The sequence below is a fragment of the Streptomyces sp. NPDC059906 genome (assembly GCF_042730645.1).
Lineage (GTDB): Bacteria > Actinomycetota > Actinomycetes > Streptomycetales > Streptomycetaceae > Streptomyces > Streptomyces rubrogriseus.
The window spans coordinates 1-13,644 of record NZ_JBHWKU010000064.1 but is presented as its reverse complement, the minus strand read 5'-3'; the positions used below and the strand labels follow the sequence as shown (position 1 = coordinate 13,644).

General features: G+C 72.5%; 16 protein-coding genes and 3 pseudogenes. 11 read left to right on the top strand and 8 right to left on the bottom strand.

Annotation, left to right across the window (positions count from 1 at the left end; translation table 11 throughout):
• Nucleotides 1–58: 58 nt before the first annotated feature.
• Nucleotides 59–502, bottom strand: coding sequence for an SPW repeat protein (locus ACFV9J_RS40320; protein ID WP_385363186.1), 444 nt, complete (start codon nt 500–502; stop codon nt 59–61).
• Nucleotides 503–758: 256 nt separating this feature from the next.
• Here ACFV9J_RS40320 and ACFV9J_RS40315 point away from each other — a divergent pair, with 256 nt between their 5' ends.
• The 6 genes from ACFV9J_RS40315 (at nt 759) to ACFV9J_RS40290 (ending at nt 5,347) form a co-directional block, all read left to right on the top strand.
• Nucleotides 759–842: a putative leader peptide gene (locus ACFV9J_RS40315; protein ID WP_350891961.1), complete on the top strand. Its 84-nt coding sequence runs from the start codon at nt 759–761 to the stop codon at nt 840–842.
• Nucleotides 843–1,082: 240 nt separating this feature from the next.
• Nucleotides 1,083–1,676 carry an NADPH-dependent FMN reductase gene (gene ssuE, locus ACFV9J_RS40310; protein WP_385363184.1) on the top strand — a complete coding sequence of 198 codons (594 nt, stop codon included), beginning with the start codon at nt 1,083–1,085 and terminating at the stop codon, nt 1,674–1,676.
• A 240-nt stretch (nt 1,677–1,916) separates the two neighbouring features.
• Nucleotides 1,917–2,807 (top strand): glycoside hydrolase family 19 protein, encoded by an 891-nt coding sequence (locus tag ACFV9J_RS40305; protein WP_385363182.1) that lies wholly within the window; start codon nt 1,917–1,919, stop codon nt 2,805–2,807.
• 28 nt (nt 2,808–2,835) lie between these two features.
• Nucleotides 2,836–3,735, top strand: a complete 900-nt coding sequence (locus ACFV9J_RS40300; RefSeq protein ID WP_385363180.1) for an aldo/keto reductase — start codon at nt 2,836–2,838, stop codon at nt 3,733–3,735.
• A 99-nt stretch (nt 3,736–3,834) separates the two neighbouring features.
• On the top strand, nt 3,835–4,230 hold the full coding sequence (locus ACFV9J_RS40295) for a VOC family protein (RefSeq protein ID WP_011031553.1): 396 nt from the start codon (nt 3,835–3,837) through the stop codon (nt 4,228–4,230).
• Between the two features lie 37 nt (nt 4,231–4,267).
• Nucleotides 4,268–5,347 (top strand): adenosine deaminase, encoded by a 1,080-nt coding sequence (locus ACFV9J_RS40290; RefSeq protein WP_385363178.1) that lies wholly within the window; start codon nt 4,268–4,270, stop codon nt 5,345–5,347.
• Here the strand turns inward: ACFV9J_RS40290 and ACFV9J_RS40285 are convergent.
• Both ACFV9J_RS40285 and ACFV9J_RS40280 read right to left on the bottom strand, forming a co-directional pair.
• The gene (locus ACFV9J_RS40285) at nt 5,329–5,844 is read right to left on the bottom strand and encodes a DinB family protein (RefSeq protein ID WP_385363176.1); all 516 of its coding nucleotides are present in this window, start codon (nt 5,842–5,844) and stop codon (nt 5,329–5,331) included. The genes ACFV9J_RS40290 and ACFV9J_RS40285 overlap by 19 nt on opposite strands.
• Before the next feature lie 40 nt (nt 5,845–5,884).
• Nucleotides 5,885–6,769, bottom strand: coding sequence for a LysR family transcriptional regulator (locus ACFV9J_RS40280; RefSeq protein WP_385363174.1), 885 nt, complete (start codon nt 6,767–6,769; stop codon nt 5,885–5,887).
• Between the two features lie 137 nt (nt 6,770–6,906).
• On the opposite strand from ACFV9J_RS40280, the gene mgrA reads away from it, so the two are divergent.
• Entirely contained in the window at nt 6,907–7,899 is a 993-nt protein-coding gene (gene mgrA / locus ACFV9J_RS40275; RefSeq protein ID WP_385363172.1) for an L-glyceraldehyde 3-phosphate reductase, read from the top strand.
• 101 nt (nt 7,900–8,000) lie between these two features.
• Nucleotides 8,001–8,108, top strand: a pseudogene (locus ACFV9J_RS40270) (IS481 family transposase); the annotation flags it as partial.
• Here ACFV9J_RS40270 and ACFV9J_RS40265 read toward each other — a convergent pair.
• A pseudogene (locus ACFV9J_RS40265) lies at nt 8,079–8,222 on the bottom strand (nuclear transport factor 2 family protein); the annotation flags it as partial. The pseudogenes ACFV9J_RS40270 and ACFV9J_RS40265 overlap by 30 nt on opposite strands.
• 333 nt (nt 8,223–8,555) lie before the next feature.
• Here ACFV9J_RS40265 and ACFV9J_RS40260 point away from each other — a divergent pair.
• Nucleotides 8,556–8,966 carry a hypothetical protein gene (locus tag ACFV9J_RS40260; RefSeq protein WP_003971870.1) on the top strand — a complete coding sequence of 137 codons (411 nt, stop codon included), beginning with the start codon at nt 8,556–8,558 and terminating at the stop codon, nt 8,964–8,966.
• Nucleotides 8,967–8,990: 24 nt separating this feature from the next.
• On the opposite strand, the gene ACFV9J_RS40255 is transcribed toward ACFV9J_RS40260, so the two are convergent.
• From ACFV9J_RS40255 to ACFV9J_RS40245, 3 genes are all read right to left on the bottom strand, one after another.
• Nucleotides 8,991–10,283, bottom strand: coding sequence for a streptophobe family protein (locus ACFV9J_RS40255; protein WP_385363170.1), 1,293 nt, complete (start codon nt 10,281–10,283; stop codon nt 8,991–8,993).
• Between the two features lie 97 nt (nt 10,284–10,380).
• The gene (locus tag ACFV9J_RS40250) at nt 10,381–10,800 is read right to left on the bottom strand and encodes a PRC-barrel domain-containing protein (protein ID WP_385363168.1); all 420 of its coding nucleotides are present in this window, start codon (nt 10,798–10,800) and stop codon (nt 10,381–10,383) included.
• Entirely contained in the window at nt 10,797–11,381 is a 585-nt protein-coding gene (locus ACFV9J_RS40245) for a PRC-barrel domain-containing protein (protein ID WP_385363166.1), read from the bottom strand. Before ACFV9J_RS40245 ends, ACFV9J_RS40250 begins: the two co-directional genes overlap by 4 nt.
• 169 nt (nt 11,382–11,550) lie before the next feature.
• On the opposite strand from ACFV9J_RS40245, the gene ACFV9J_RS40240 reads away from it, so the two are divergent.
• Nucleotides 11,551–12,006, top strand: a complete 456-nt coding sequence (locus tag ACFV9J_RS40240) for an ATP-binding protein (RefSeq protein WP_385363164.1) — start codon at nt 11,551–11,553, stop codon at nt 12,004–12,006.
• A 30-nt stretch (nt 12,007–12,036) separates the two neighbouring features.
• Here ACFV9J_RS40240 and ACFV9J_RS40235 read toward each other — a convergent pair.
• Nucleotides 12,037–12,941, bottom strand: a pseudogene (locus ACFV9J_RS40235) (RNA polymerase sigma factor SigF).
• Between the two features lie 216 nt (nt 12,942–13,157).
• Here ACFV9J_RS40235 and ACFV9J_RS40230 point away from each other — a divergent pair.
• Nucleotides 13,158–13,616, top strand: a complete 459-nt coding sequence (locus ACFV9J_RS40230; protein ID WP_385363162.1) for a helix-turn-helix domain-containing protein — start codon at nt 13,158–13,160, stop codon at nt 13,614–13,616.
• The last annotated feature ends 28 nt before the right edge of the window (nt 13,617–13,644 follow it).

Here is a 13,644-nt window from a genome sequence, read left to right as displayed (position 1 = left end):
GGCCGGTCCCGCGGGTGCGGGACCGGCCCTTCGCCCGTGCCATTTCCTTCCGGTGCGGCTAGGGCCTGCGTGGAGCGCTCCGCGCCGCCGTACCGGCGCAGACCATGCCCAGAAGCAGGGCGAGGGCGCCGATGACGATGTTGTTCCAGATGACACCGGCGTCCGGACTCGAGCCCACGATCCAGGGCGAGATGATCATCCAGACTCCGATCGCGCACATGGCCCAGCTGAGGCCGTACATGCGCTCCGGGGCGCGGGTGAACCCGAGGGCCAGCAGGCCGATGGCGATGCCCACGATCAGGTTGTGGGCCACCAGGGAGGGCTGGCTGGTGGTGAAGTGGAGTATCCACGGGGACACGGCACAGTAGAGGCCGAGCAGGAACACCGGCCCGTCCACGAGTGCCACGTCGCGGCCACCGAGCACGCGCGCGTAGCGCGCCTGCATTTCCGGGGCGTCCGGGTGGCTGGTGATGTCACCTCGGGGGTGCGAGACGTTGGCCATGAGTCGTCTCCTTTGACTTGCAGGGCCGACCGCTTCGGATGCGGTGTGCGGTAGCGCCGCATAAGTGCATTCTGCTCTTATTTCGCCCTTATGTGTAGTGGTGAGAGGGCAGCGATCTCCCGTTGCTGCGAGCGCCGCGCATGGCCCGGGAACTGCCGGTCCGCAGTGTCACACCCATGTGAAATCCGGGGCCGGACGGTGAGACCGGGCGGATCCTCCTTGACCGTTCTCGGCGGCGGCTGCCACGATCAAAGGCATGACAACGCGACCGGATCTCACGCGGCGACGCCACGTCGACCTCGCGCGCGTCTCCAGCGCCTCCTGTCGCACCGCGGCCTGATCCCGCCGATCTGCCGATCCCGCCGATCTGCCGATTCGCTGAATCGCCCGCACGCCCCGCACGCCCCGAACGTCCCGCGCGCCCCGCATCGTCCGCGCGCCGCCGCACGTGACCGGCGCCGCCCTGTGCGTGCCGCTCCACGCCGCCCGAACCTGCCGCTCCGCGCCCGCCCCGACCCGGCCGCCACGCCCACCCGTTGCCGGGCGTCCCGCCGCGTCCGCCGTCCCGAAAAGAGAACCCATGGCCACCGTCCTGTCCGTCTCCGGCAGTCCCTCCGCCTCCTCGCGCACCAACCGGCTGCTGCGCCACCTCGACGACCGGCTGACCGCCCAGGGCCACGAGGTGGTCCCGCTCGACGTCCGCGCCCTCCCCGCACAGGCGCTGCTCGGCGCGGACCTCGGGCACCCCGCGATCACCGAGGCCGCCGGACTGTTCGCCCGTGCCGACGGCGTCGTCGTCGGCACGCCCGTCTACAAGGCGTCGTACTCCGGTGTCCTGAAGGCCCTGCTCGACCTCCTCCCGCAGTACGCGCTCACCGGCAAGACGGTGCTGCCGCTCGCCACCGGGGGGTCGACCGCCCATGTCCTGGCGATCGACTACGCGTTGCGTCCGGTGCTGAACTCCATGGGCGCGGCACACGTCGTGCAGGGCTGGTTCACCCTGGACCGCGACATCACGACGCACGAGGACGGCACGGTCACCGTCGCGCCGGGTGCCGCGGAGGCCCTCGCCCAGGTGGTCGACCAGTTCTCGGCCGCCCTGGTCGGCCGTCCGGCCGCCCCCCGGCCGACCGCCCCCCGGCCGGCCGCCCCCGCGCTGGCCGCGGCGAGCTGACGGCGCGGTACCCGGCGCGCCGGCGCCGACGGGTCCGACACAACCTCCGGCCGAACCGGGGAAGTTGAACTGGTCTACACCCTTGACTGGTACAGACCAAAGCGGTTGAGTGTGCCTCCACACCCCCCTCCACGGCCGCCCCCACGCCGTGGCCGGTCCGACCGGCACGTGCGCACAGGTTCCGCGCCCCACTCTGCCCCTGTACGGGAGCGGCCGTGCTCCGCAGAAGGAGACAGACCTGTGTCGAGGCGCCGTATATCCGCCGTGATCACCGCTCTCGCCCTCGCCGGCGCAGTGCCGTTGCTCATGCCCGCAGGCGAGGCGTCCGCCGCCTCGTGTTCGAGCTATCCCGCCTGGTCGGCCGACGCGAACTACGACACCGGCGACATCGTCCGCTACACCGACGGCAAGGCCTACATCGCCGAGCACGCCAACCCGGGCTACGACCCGCTCATCAGCACCTGGTACTGGAACCCGTACGCCTGTGACGGCGGTTCGCAGACGCCGGTCGGCAACTTCGTGGTCAGCGAGGCCCAGTTCAACCAGATGTTCCCGGGCCGGAACTCCTTCTACACCTACAGCGGCCTGACCGCCGCGCTCAGCGCCTACCCCGGCTTCGCCAACACCGGCAGCGACACCACCAAGAAGCAGGAGGCCGCGGCCTTCCTCGCCAACGTCAGCCACGAGACCGGCGGACTGGTGCACATCGTCGAGCAGAACACCGCCAACTACCCGCACTACTGCGACTGGAACCAGCCCTACGGCTGCCCGGCGGGCCAGGCCGCCTACTACGGGCGCGGACCGATCCAGCTCAGCTGGAACTTCAACTACAAGGCCGCGGGCGACGCGCTCGGCATCGACCTGCTGGGCAACCCCTGGCTGGTGCAGAACGACGCGGCCGTGGCCTGGAAGACCGGCCTGTGGTACTGGAACACCCAGTCCGGGCCCGGCACCATGACCGCGCACAACGCGATGGTCAACGGCGCCGGCTTCGGCCAGACCATCCGCTCCATCAACGGCTCGCTGGAGTGCGACGGCAAGAACCCCGCGCAGGTCCAGAGCCGGGTCACCAAGTACCAGCAGTTCAGCCAGATCCTCGGCGTCTCCCCGGGCGGCAACCTGTACTGCTGACGCCGCCCGGGTGTGCGAAACTCCGCCGATGACCTCGGAAACGATCACCGCGGAGTCCTCCGGCACCTGGCACCTCGGCGACCTGCCCGTCCGCCGCGTCGGCTTCGGCGCGATGCGGCTGACGGGCAGCGCCGCCTTCCACCTCGGCACCCCGAGCGACCGCGCACGCTCCCTCGCCGTACTGCGCCGGGCCGTCGAACTCGGCGTCAACCACATCGACACCGCCGCCTTCTACTTCTCCTCCCTGCGCTCCGCCAACGAACTGATCAACAGCGCGCTCGCGCCCTACCCGGACGACCTGGTCGTCGCCACCAAGGTCGGGCCCTACCGCGAATGGTCGGGGGAGTGGGCCACCTCCGCCCGCCCCGAGGACCTGCGCGCCCACGTCGAGGAGAACCTGCGCCAGCTCGGCCGCGACCACCTCGACGTCGTCTACCTGCGCCGCATGCGCCAGGACTCGGTCGCCGAGCACTTCGGCGCCCTGGCCGAACTGCGCGAGGCGGGACTGATCCGCCACCTCGCCCTCTCCGACGTGGAGCCCCGGCACCTCGCCGAGGCGCAGGCCATCGCCCCGGTGGTGAGCGTCCAGAACCGGTACGGTCTCGGCTTCCACGACCCCGCCACCGACGCGCTCCTCGCCCAGTGCCGCGCCCAGGGCATCGCCTTCGTGCCGTTCTACGCCATCGCGGGCGAGGCCGGGCCGCGGGGTGCCGGCACCGCCCACGAGGAGGAGGTGCGCGCGGTGGCCCGGGCGCACGGGGCGAGCCCCGCGCAGGTCAGGATCGCCTGGACCCTGCACCAGGGCACGCACGTGCTGGCCATCCCCGGCACCGGCGACCCGGAACACCTCGCCGAGAACGTCGCCGCGGGCGCCCTGCGCCTCACCGACGCGGACCTGGCGCGGCTCGACGGAGCGCGTACGGGCTGACCTCCGCCGCACCGGCCCCGGTCCCGCGGGCAGGGACTTGGCGTCCGGGGAGTTTTACGTATAACCTCTCCCGTCAATCGCCCGTCCCGGAAGGTGCCGATGACACGCATCGCCCTGGTCGCCCTCGTCGTCGACGACTACGACGAGGCGATCCGCTTCTACACCGAGGCCCTCGGCTTCCGCCTGGCCGAGGACACGCCCCGGCCCGACGGCTCCCGCTGGGTCGTGGTCGAGCCCGGCGGCCCGGACGCGGGCACCGCTCTGCTGCTGGCCCGCGCCAAGGGCGAGGCCCAGCGGGCCCGGGTCGGCGACCAGACGGGCGGGCGCGTCGGGTTCTTCCTGCACACCGACGACTTCGCCCGCGACCACGCCCGCATGACCGCGGCGGGCGTGACCTTCCTGGAGGAGCCCCGGCACGAGCCCTACGGTTCGGTCGCCGTCTTCCAGGACCTGTACGGCAACCGCTGGGACCTGCTCCAGCCTGTCGCCCCCTGACCGTCCCCCCCCCAGAACCGTCGAGGAATCCCCGCACATGTCATCTACGCGCATAGACACTGAGACCCTCCGCCGCCTCCCCAAGGCGGTCCTGCACGACCACCTCGACGGCGGCCTGCGTCCCGCCACCGTCGTCGACCTGGCGGAGAGCGTCGGCCACACCCTGCCCACCACCGACCCCGACGAGCTGGCCGCCTGGTACTACGAGGCCGCCAACTCCGGTGACCTGGTGCGCTACATCGCCACCTTCGAGCACACCCTCGCCGTGATGCAGAACCGCGAGGGACTGCTGCGCACCGCCGAGGAGTACGTCCTCGACCTCGCCGCCGACGGTGTCGTCTACGGCGAGGTCCGCTACGCCCCCGAGCTGAACACCAGGGGCGGGCTGTCGATGGGGGAGGTCGTGGAGACCGTCCAGGACGGTCTCGCCGCCGGCATGGCCAGGGCGGCCGCCGCCGGGACGCCCGTCCGGGTCGGCACCCTGCTCTGCGGCATGCGGATGTTCGACCGGGTCCGCGAGGCCGCCGACCTCGCCGTCGCCTTCCGGGACGCGGGGGTCGTCGGCTTCGACATCGCCGGGGCCGAGGACGGCTTCCCGCCCGCCGACCACCTCGACGCCTTCGAGCACCTGCGCCGCGAGAACGTGCCCTTCACCGTCCACGCCGGGGAGGCGCACGGACTGCCCAGCATCCACCAGGCCCTCCAGGTGTGCGGCGCCCAGCGCATCGGCCACGGCGTGCGCATCACCGACGACATCCCCGACCTGGCGGCGGGCAAGCTCGGCCGGCTCGCCGCCTGGGTGCGCGACCGGCGCATCGCCCTGGAGATGTGCCCGACCTCCAACCTCCAGACCGGCGCCGCGACCTCGATCGCCGAGCACCCGATCACCGCGCTCAAGGACCTCGGCTTCCGCGTCACCCTCAACACCGACAACCGCCTGGTGTCGGGCACGACGATGACGCGCGAGATGTCCCTGCTGGTCGAGCAGGCGGGCTGGGACGCCGAGGACCTGCGCACGGTCACCGTGAACGCCCTCAAGAGCGCCTTCCTCCCCTTCGACGAGCGCAACGCCCTGATCCGGGACGTGGTCCTGCCGGGCTACGCGTCCGCGCTCTGAACGAGCCCGCGCACATAGGCGGCCTGTCCGACGTGCTGGAGATCGTCGGACAGGACGCTGACCAGGCGCACGGCAAGCGTGACCGGTGGGTCCCAGTTGTCGTCGACGACCCGCTCCAGCTCCTTCGCGGTCAGGGAGCGCAGGGCCGTGAGCGTCTGCTCGTGCACGGCGTCGTAGTAGCCGGTCAGCAGCTCGCCCGAGTCGACCCGCACCTTCGCGACCTCGGCGGAGCTGTGGCCGTACCCGGTGTCGCGGCGGGGCAGGCCCAGGCCGAAGCGTTTCTCCCACTCCCCGGTGAGCCACACCTGGTCGAGCCCGAAGGCGTCGGCGACGTGGTCGTCCTGGACGCGGGTGAGATGCCAGACCAGCCAGGCGACGGAGTTGGCACCGGCGGCGGGGCGGGCGTTCAGGCCGTCGGGGTCCAGGCCCTCGACGGCGGCGTGGACTTCTTCCTGGATGCGGCCGTGGCCCTCGATGAGGATGTCCTTCGCATGCATGCGTCCACCATCGCGCAGTCCGCCCGCCCGCGCCCCCCGTTCACGCGCTTCCCGCCTCCAGCAACCCCATCAGCGCCCGCGCCGCCGGGCTGGCCGCCCGCGCGGACGGGAGCAGCGCGATGGTCTCGTACTCCGTGCCGTCTGCGTCCTTGAGCGGCAGTGAGGTGAGGGCGGCCCGCTTGTGGCGAAAGTGCCGCGGCACGACCGCGATGCCGAGGTTCTCGTCGATCAGGTCGAGCAGCCCGTGCACGTCGTTCACCTCCAGCGGCACGGTCCGCCGCACGCCCGCCGCGGCGAAGACGGCGTCGGTCACGCGGCGCGGACCCCAGTCCGGGTGGAAGTCGACGAACACCTCGTCGGCCAGGTCGCGCGGGGTGAGCACCGCGCCGTCCGCCGCGAGCCGGTGGTCCGGATGGCACAGCACCGTCATCGGCTCGCCCGCCAGTGAGACCGAGCGCAACTGGTCCGTGTCCGCCTGGGTGCGGTACGCGAAGGCCAGGTCGAGCCGCCCCGCCGCGACCTCCTCGGCCAGCTCCCCGGAGCCCGCCTGGCGCAGCCGGATCTCCACGTCCGGGTGGCCGCGCCGGAACGCGGCCAGCAGCCGGGCCACCGGCACCCCGGCGATGCACTGCTCGGCGCCCAGCGACAGCGTCCCGCGCAGCACCCCCTGCACCGCGGCGACCGCCTCGTGCGCCGAGCGCACCTGGGCGAGGATCCGCCGGGCCTCCTCCAGCAGCGCCCGCCCGGCCTCCGTCAGCGTCACCCGGCGGGTGGTGCGCACGAACAGCGGTGCCCGCAGCTCCCGCTCCAGCGCCCGGATCGACGCCGAAAGCCCGGACTGGGACACCAGCAGCCGTTCCGCCGCGCGGGTGAAGTGCTGGTCCTCGGCGACCGCCACGAAATGCTGGAGATGACGCAGTTCCATGACTCAGAAGCCTAACCGCGCAATCCCATCGGATTCTTCTGTTGGACCACTGCCCGCAGGTCAGGCGAGAGTGGAGGACGGTTCCCACCCAAGCCCCGTACCTCGGGGGCCAACCGGCCAACCCCTCTGGAGTCGCGTTGTACACCGCACACCCCGACCGCTACGCGGAGATGCCCTACCGGCGCACCGGACGCAGCGGCCTGAAGCTCCCCGCGCTCTCGCTCGGCCTGTGGCACAACTTCGGCCCGGACCGCCCCGTCGAGACCCAGCGCGCCATCCTGCGCCGCGCCTTCGACCTCGGCGTCACCCACTTCGACCTCGCCAACAACTACGGCCCGCCGCCCGGCTCCGCCGAGTCCGCGCTCGGGGAGGCCCTCAAGGCCGACTTCGCGCCGTACCGCGACGAGCTGGTGATCTCCACCAAGGCCGGCTATCTGATGTGGCCCGGACCGTACGGCGAGTGGGGCTCGCGCAAGTCCTTGCTGTCGTCCCTGGACCAGAGCCTGTCCCGGACGGGCCTGGAGTACGTCGACATCTTCTACTCGCACCGCCCCGACCCGGACACTCCGCTGGAGGAGACGATGGGCGCCCTGCACACGGCGGTGCAGCAGGGCAAGGCGCTCTACGTCGGCGTCTCCAACTACTCGCCGGAGCAGACCCGCGAGGCCGCCCGCATCCTCGCCGAACTGGGCACCCCGCTGCTGATCCACCAGCCGCGCTACTCCATGCTCGACCGGCGCCCCGAGACCAGCGGCCTGCTGGACGCCCTCGACGAGCTGGAAGCCGGCTCCATCGCCTACTCCCCGCTGGAGCAGGGCCTGCTGACCGGCCGCTACCTGAACGGCATCCCGGAGGACTCGCGGGCCGCGAGCGACAGCCCCTTCCTGAACTCCGACGCGGTCACCGAGGAACTCGTCGGCAAGCTGCGCGCCCTGAACGAGATCGCCGCATCCCGCGGCCAGTCGCTGGCCCAGACGGCGCTGGCCTGGGTGCTGCGGCAGGGCAGGGTGACCTCGGCGCTGGTCGGCGCGAGCAGCCCGCGGCAGCTGGAGGACAGCGTCGCGGCCATCGGGAACCTGGATTTCGACGCCGGCGAACTGGCCCGCATCGACAAGGTCGTCCAGGGCTAGGTGTATTGATCACGAGCGTTGTCAGCGCTGGGCGGGCTTGATCGTGGCGAAGGCCTCCGTGTGTGGTGGAGGTGTCGAATCTTCACCGCACGGAGGCCTTCGTGTCCCACCGTAATGCCCGCCTGACCCTTCACGGCAGGCGACTGCTGATCGCCCGTGTCTGCTCGGGCCGTCCTGTCGCGCACGTCGGCCAGGGGGTCGGTGTAGCCGCCGTCCTCCGTCCGGGCCGCGGCGACCGCCTTGGCCACCGCGTCCGGACCCGCGTTCCAGGCCTCGAAGCAGCGGGCGACGGCGTCCTCGTAACGGCGGGTGGGTGCGGACATGGCGATCAGCCTCCAATGAGGTGGGCGTGCTGGTCAGGAGCCGGGTCCCGGTCCCGGTGACCCGGTACGACCACCCTGCCCGCACCCGCCGGCACCGTCGATTGCCCCCGGGGTCTTGGCACGCGCACGGCGGCGGCGCGGCATTTCGGCCAACCGGCGCCGCGAATATGCCAGGAGACTGGCCGGAAATTCATGGTGACAGTGGTTCAGTAGTGAACATACTCACCACTAGGGCCTTTCACACCATGCGACAGTGCCCTCACGCACAGCACACGAGCCGCACGGACGTCATGCCGGACCGGCAGGCGGGCTGAGTGACGGGGGAGGGTAGCAGTGCACGACGAGTTCCTGTGCCACGTCACCGCCTACGGCGTCTGTGACGGCCGGCGCATCGGCGTCCCCCTGGGCACCTACCGGGCCCCCACCCTCGCGCTGGCCCTGTGGTGGCTGCGCGACCGGGCGATGTGGATCGCCGAGCGGCTGGATCCGCAGCCCGACACCCCCCACTTACCGCGCGGCGCCCTGACTCCCGTCGCCGACGACGCGCCCGACGTGCCGCTCAGGCTGCGCGCCTGGTGCGCCGACGACGTACAGCAGGAGCTGGTCGCCGACGAACTCGCCGCGGGGAATCTGGTACGCCTCGCCACCAGTGACGAGACCACCGAGTACGAACTGATGGCCGAGTCCGTGGACGCGCTGCGGATGCAGCGGGCCGCACCGCCCCTGGTCGTCCCCGTCGCCTGAACCGCGGTCCCGGACCGGCACGCGTCACAGCCGGACCCGACGGGACCGCCCGCCCACCCACCGCGCGAGCAACGCGCCCAGGAACCCGGCGACCAGCCCCCACAGCAGCGCGAGACCCACCGCACCCCACAGACGCGGCCGCAGGAACACCTGCCCGGCCAGCCCGCCGCCCAGGTCGCCGATGCCGAGCACCGACAGCCCGTAGTGGGCGGACACCCGGCCGACCAGGCCGATCATGAGGACGGTGAGCGCCAGGGCGACGGCCAGGCGCACGGCGTGCAGCCAGGCGGGCAGCCGGGCCGGACAGCGGGACGCCATGAGGACACCGGCCGACAGGACCAGGACGGCCGCGGCGACCAGGAGCCACCACATCCGCCCGTCGCGCTCGGCGAGCGTCCCCACGTTCACGGTCGAGACGTCCGGCGTGCGCAGCACCTCGTCGAGCACCCGCGGCATCGGGAGCCCGAACGGCCCCTCCACCCGCCCGTTCCAGGTGGCCCCGAGGCCGATCGTGAGCGCGGGCCAGGCCAGATTCGGCAGCCCGAGCAGCAGCACGGCGAAGGTGTCCGCCGGACGGTCCCGCGTCGCGGCGGCGACCAGCGCGACGACGACACCGACGACCACGTACGCCAGCAGCAGCGCGACCATCGCGTACGCGGCCGGCCGCACCGACGTCCGCAGCCGCAGCAGCCGCCCGGGCAGCGGCGCCCGGTGCGAGACCAGGAGGGCGAGGACGAGCACCCCCGCCAGCCACAGCAGTCCGAAGAGGACGGTCAGCGGCACGTCCGTGGTGAAACCGACGGTCGGACGCACGCCGAACAGGTCGCCGAGGTCACTCAGCAGACCCTCACCGAGGGAGACCTCGAACGTCTGCCGCGCCGCGAACCCCGCCCCGAGGAGGGCGAGCAGCCACAGGACGGCGATCCGACCCGCCCAGCCGGCAAGTTCCCGGGCACCGGCGACGGCCCGGTGGCGCAGCGGCCGCAGGAAGCCCCGGGCGATCACCAGCGCACCGGTCAGGGTGACGGACAGCGGCATCACGGTCAGACCCGCGTCGGTGGCCGCCAGCTCACCCGCGTCGCCGGACAGCTCCACCGCACCGCCCACGGAGGTGACGAACGTCGCGACGACGACCCGGGGAAAGGCGCGGTCGGGCAGGTCCGCGGCACCGGCCGCCCACAGCCCGAGCGCCGCCACGCCCCCCATGGCGACCAGTCCGGCCAGCACGGTCCCCAGGGCCTGCGCCCAGCCGTGCCGGGCGACCGCCCGGCCGGCGGATCCGGGAGGCCCGGGGGGTACGGGAGGCCCGGGGGGCATGGGGGGTACGGGTGGTACGGGTGGTACTGCGGGGGTTCGCGGACTCACGCTGCCACGCTAAGCAGCCCTCGCCGGGCATGCCCGCCGACAGAGCCGTTCAGACCGCCCGCACGACCAGGGCGTAGTCGCCGAGACCCAGCAGACGGTCGGGCGGCAGCTCGCCGCGGGTGGTGAAGAGCGCGAGGACCCGGGCGCTCAGGGTGTCGAACGCGACGTCCAGCACCGTGCCCCGCTCGGTCCCCGTCTCGGTGAGGATCCGGCGGCCCAGCAGATCGTGGTCGTGGTGGGGCGGCGCCGGTTCGAGGGCGGCGGACCGTACCCGCACCGCGCCCGGTCCGACGGTGTGCACGGCGTCCCAGGGCAGCACCGTCTCCCTCCGGAACCGGCCGCCGCGGCACCGGACATGGCTCACGGAGCCGGAGACGACGTCGACGTCCAGGGACGTCACGGTGCCGAGCGGCACGGCGCCCTCCTGCGGTACCACCGGCAGCCCGCACACCTCGGTGAAGAGCATCACGGCAGCGACCCCTGCCACCGGCCGGGGACACCGCCGACCAGGGCGGTGAAGCCGGGCAGGTCGTCCGCGACATGCCGGACCGCGCCGTCGGGAAGCACCAGGGCCCGGCCGCTGACGGTGAGCGTCCGGCCGCGCGGCACGTACACCCGGCGCCGGTGCCGGGTGGGGCCCGGCACGAACCGCCGGCTCGCCGCCACCCGGAAGCCGACCACCCGGCCGCAGGTGCCGCCCTCCACCACGACGTCGAGCACCGTGCCGATCTCCGTCCCCGCCTCGGTCAGCACCCTCGCTCCCCGCAACCGGGCCCGGAGGTTGTGCTGGTGGGCCGTCATCGCCGCCGCGTTCACCAGGCCCCGCCGGTCCCTGATCATCACCGCGTCATGGCCCAGCGCGTACACGGCCGACCACGGCAGGCCCTCCTTGAGCGGGCCGGACAGCAGGCCCCGTCCGGTCAGGGTGAAACCGGTGATCCGCTCCGCGGCGGCGTCGCATACGGTGTCCTTGACATGGGCGACCGCATCGCCGCCGAGGGTGACCACCGGCCGGGTGGTGAGGCTTCGCGCGGCCATCAGTTCGTCCATCGCACACCCTTCCCCCGTCCCGATCGCACACCGTTGTCGACACCACGGGTTCCCCGGACCACTGTGACGATGCCCGCACTGCGAAGAGACGTGGACTGCTATCCGCGGCTCGGGGTACGAGGACAGGTGCAGCAGCGTCCGGCCAGTCCGGCTTCCGAGAGAGAAACGCATGACCGAGTACCTGGACGGGGCAGTGATACCGACTGGTTTCGACGTACCCGTCGAACCGCTGAGGCGGGCGGCACACTACTCCGGTGAGCCGGGATGCATAGCGCAGGCACGTTCCTTCGCCTCGCTCTTCCTCGACCAGCTGAGGACCGAGTGGTGCGCCACGATCGGCCCCCGCGCCGACGGGGCGGTGCTCCTAGTGGTGAGCGAGCTGGTCACCAACGCGGACCGGCACAGCAGGGGGCCGTACATCCTGGAGCTGGAGGGCACGGGCGCCTCGGTGGCGGTGACCGTGTACGACAGCAGCGGCGCGGTCCCGGAGCGCTTCCCCCGCGACCCCGAACGCATCGGGCGGCACGGCCTGGAGATCGTGCACGCCCTGGTGGAGACGGTCGTCGTCGAACGCGTGCCGGTCGGCAAGCGGGTACGCGCGGTGGTGCCCCTCACCGAAGGCTGACGGGCACCGTCGTCACCGCGCGGCGGGCGCTCAGGCGCAGCCGAGTTCGCCCAGCATGCCCTCGCGCAGCCGGGTGATGATCCGCTTGATCAGCCGGGACACGTGCATCTGCGAGCAGCCGAGCCGTTCGCCGATCTCCGCCTGGGTGGCCTCCTCCACGAACCGCAGGTGGATGATCTGCCGGTCGCGCTCGCTCAGCTCGGCCATCAGCGGGGCCAGCGAGTGGAAGTCCTCGACGAGCCGCAGCCCGTCCTCCTCCACACCGATGAAGTCGGCCAGCACCGACTCGCCGTTCTCGGGTCCGTCACCGGTCAGCGCGGCGTCCAGCGAGGAGGAGTTGTAGCCGTTGGAAGCGATCTGGCCCTCGATCACCTGGTCCTCGCCGATGTTCATCAGCGTGGCGAGTTCGGCGACCGTGGGCTCGCGGTCCAGGCGGGTGGAGAGCTCCTCGCGGGCCCTGGCCAGCTCCACGCGCAGCTCCTGGAGCCGGCGCGGGACGTGCACCGCCCAGGTGGTGTCCCGGAAGAAGCGCTTGATCTCGCCGACGATGTAGGGCAGCGCGAAGGACGTGAACTCGACCTCGCGCGACAACTCGAAGCGGTCGATGGCCTTGATCAGGCCGATCATGCCGGTCTGGACGATGTCCTCCATGTCGTCCCCGCGACCGCGGAAACGGCCCGCGGCGAACCGCACGAGCGACATGTTCATCTCGATCAGCGTGTTGCGCGCGAACTGGTACTCGGCCGTGCCCTCTTCGAGTTCCGTCAGACGCCGGAAGAACTGGCGGGACAACTGCCGCGCGTCGCGCGGTGCCGCGCGTCGCGCGGTGCCACGCTGCGGGGGTCCACGACGTCCCGCGGTGATCCCTCACCCGTCCCGCTCCCGGCGGTCTTCCCGACAACCTGCGCTTGCGGACGGACCACGGCGGTCTGCATTGCCTCTCCCACGAAAGCCACGGCTCTCCCTAGGCTTTTCGCGCTTGCGGGTACCCGGGTCGCGACGGCGCATGCCTCCCATTCCCCACCAGCCTAGTCCCGCCGACGGCCCGCGGCATCCGCGGCATCCGGGCCGCTGGTGCGAGCGCCGCGGATTCTCCTGAGGGCGGAACGCCGCACCCTTCCGGGACGCGCCCGGAACCCTAGGCTGAGGAGGTGACCAGCCACGTGCCGAACGAAGCCCGCGTCATTCCGCTGCGCCCGCAGGCCACGCGCCCGCAGGCCACGCGCCAGGGGGCCACGCGCCCGGGGGTGCGGCCCGCCGCCTCACCGGTCCCCCCGGAGCGAAGGCCGCCCACCGCGCGCGAGCCCCTGTGGCGCGACCTGGTCGGAGACGTCCTGCGGCGTGAACGCCTTGAGCAGGAGCGCACGCTGAAGGAGGTCGCCGAGGCCGCCCGGATCTCCATGCCCTACCTCTCGGAGGTGGAGCGCGGCCGCAAGGAGGCGTCCTCCGAAGTACTGGCCGCCGCCGCGGGCGCCCTCGGACTGGGCCTGGGCGACCTGCTCGCCCGCGCGCAGGGCGAGCTGATCCGGCTCACCTCCCGGCACACCGGCGCGGGAGCGGGCCGCGGGACGTCCGGCGCGCGGTTCGACGGGATGTGCCTGGCCGCCTGAGGACGCGCACGGGCCGGCGCCCCCGCCC

Excerpts from the sequence above, each read along its gene's own strand:
- ACFV9J_RS40295 (WP_011031553.1), top strand. The coding sequence starts at position 3,835 with ATGACACGCATCGCCCTGGTCGCCCTCGTCGTCGACGACTACGACGAG.
- ACFV9J_RS40290 (WP_385363178.1), top strand. The coding sequence starts at position 4,268 with ATGTCATCTACGCGCATAGACACTGAGACCCTCCGCCGCCTCCCCAAG.
- ACFV9J_RS40315 (WP_350891961.1), top strand. The coding sequence starts at position 759 with ATGACAACGCGACCGGATCTCACGCGGCGACGCCACGTCGACCTCGCG.
- ssuE (WP_385363184.1), top strand. The coding sequence starts at position 1,083 with ATGGCCACCGTCCTGTCCGTCTCCGGCAGTCCCTCCGCCTCCTCGCGC.
- ACFV9J_RS40300 (WP_385363180.1), top strand. The coding sequence starts at position 2,836 with ATGACCTCGGAAACGATCACCGCGGAGTCCTCCGGCACCTGGCACCTC.
- ACFV9J_RS40245 (WP_385363166.1), bottom strand. The coding sequence starts at position 11,381 with ATGGACGAACTGATGGCCGCGCGAAGCCTCACCACCCGGCCGGTGGTC.
- ACFV9J_RS40320 (WP_385363186.1), bottom strand. The coding sequence starts at position 502 with ATGGCCAACGTCTCGCACCCCCGAGGTGACATCACCAGCCACCCGGAC.
- ACFV9J_RS40255 (WP_385363170.1), bottom strand. The coding sequence starts at position 10,283 with ATGCCCCCCGGGCCTCCCGTACCCCCCGGGCCTCCCGGATCCGCCGGC.
- ACFV9J_RS40280 (WP_385363174.1), bottom strand. The coding sequence starts at position 6,769 with ATGGAACTGCGTCATCTCCAGCATTTCGTGGCGGTCGCCGAGGACCAG.
- ACFV9J_RS40285 (WP_385363176.1), bottom strand. The coding sequence starts at position 5,844 with ATGCATGCGAAGGACATCCTCATCGAGGGCCACGGCCGCATCCAGGAA.
- ACFV9J_RS40240 (WP_385363164.1), top strand. The coding sequence starts at position 11,551 with ATGACCGAGTACCTGGACGGGGCAGTGATACCGACTGGTTTCGACGTA.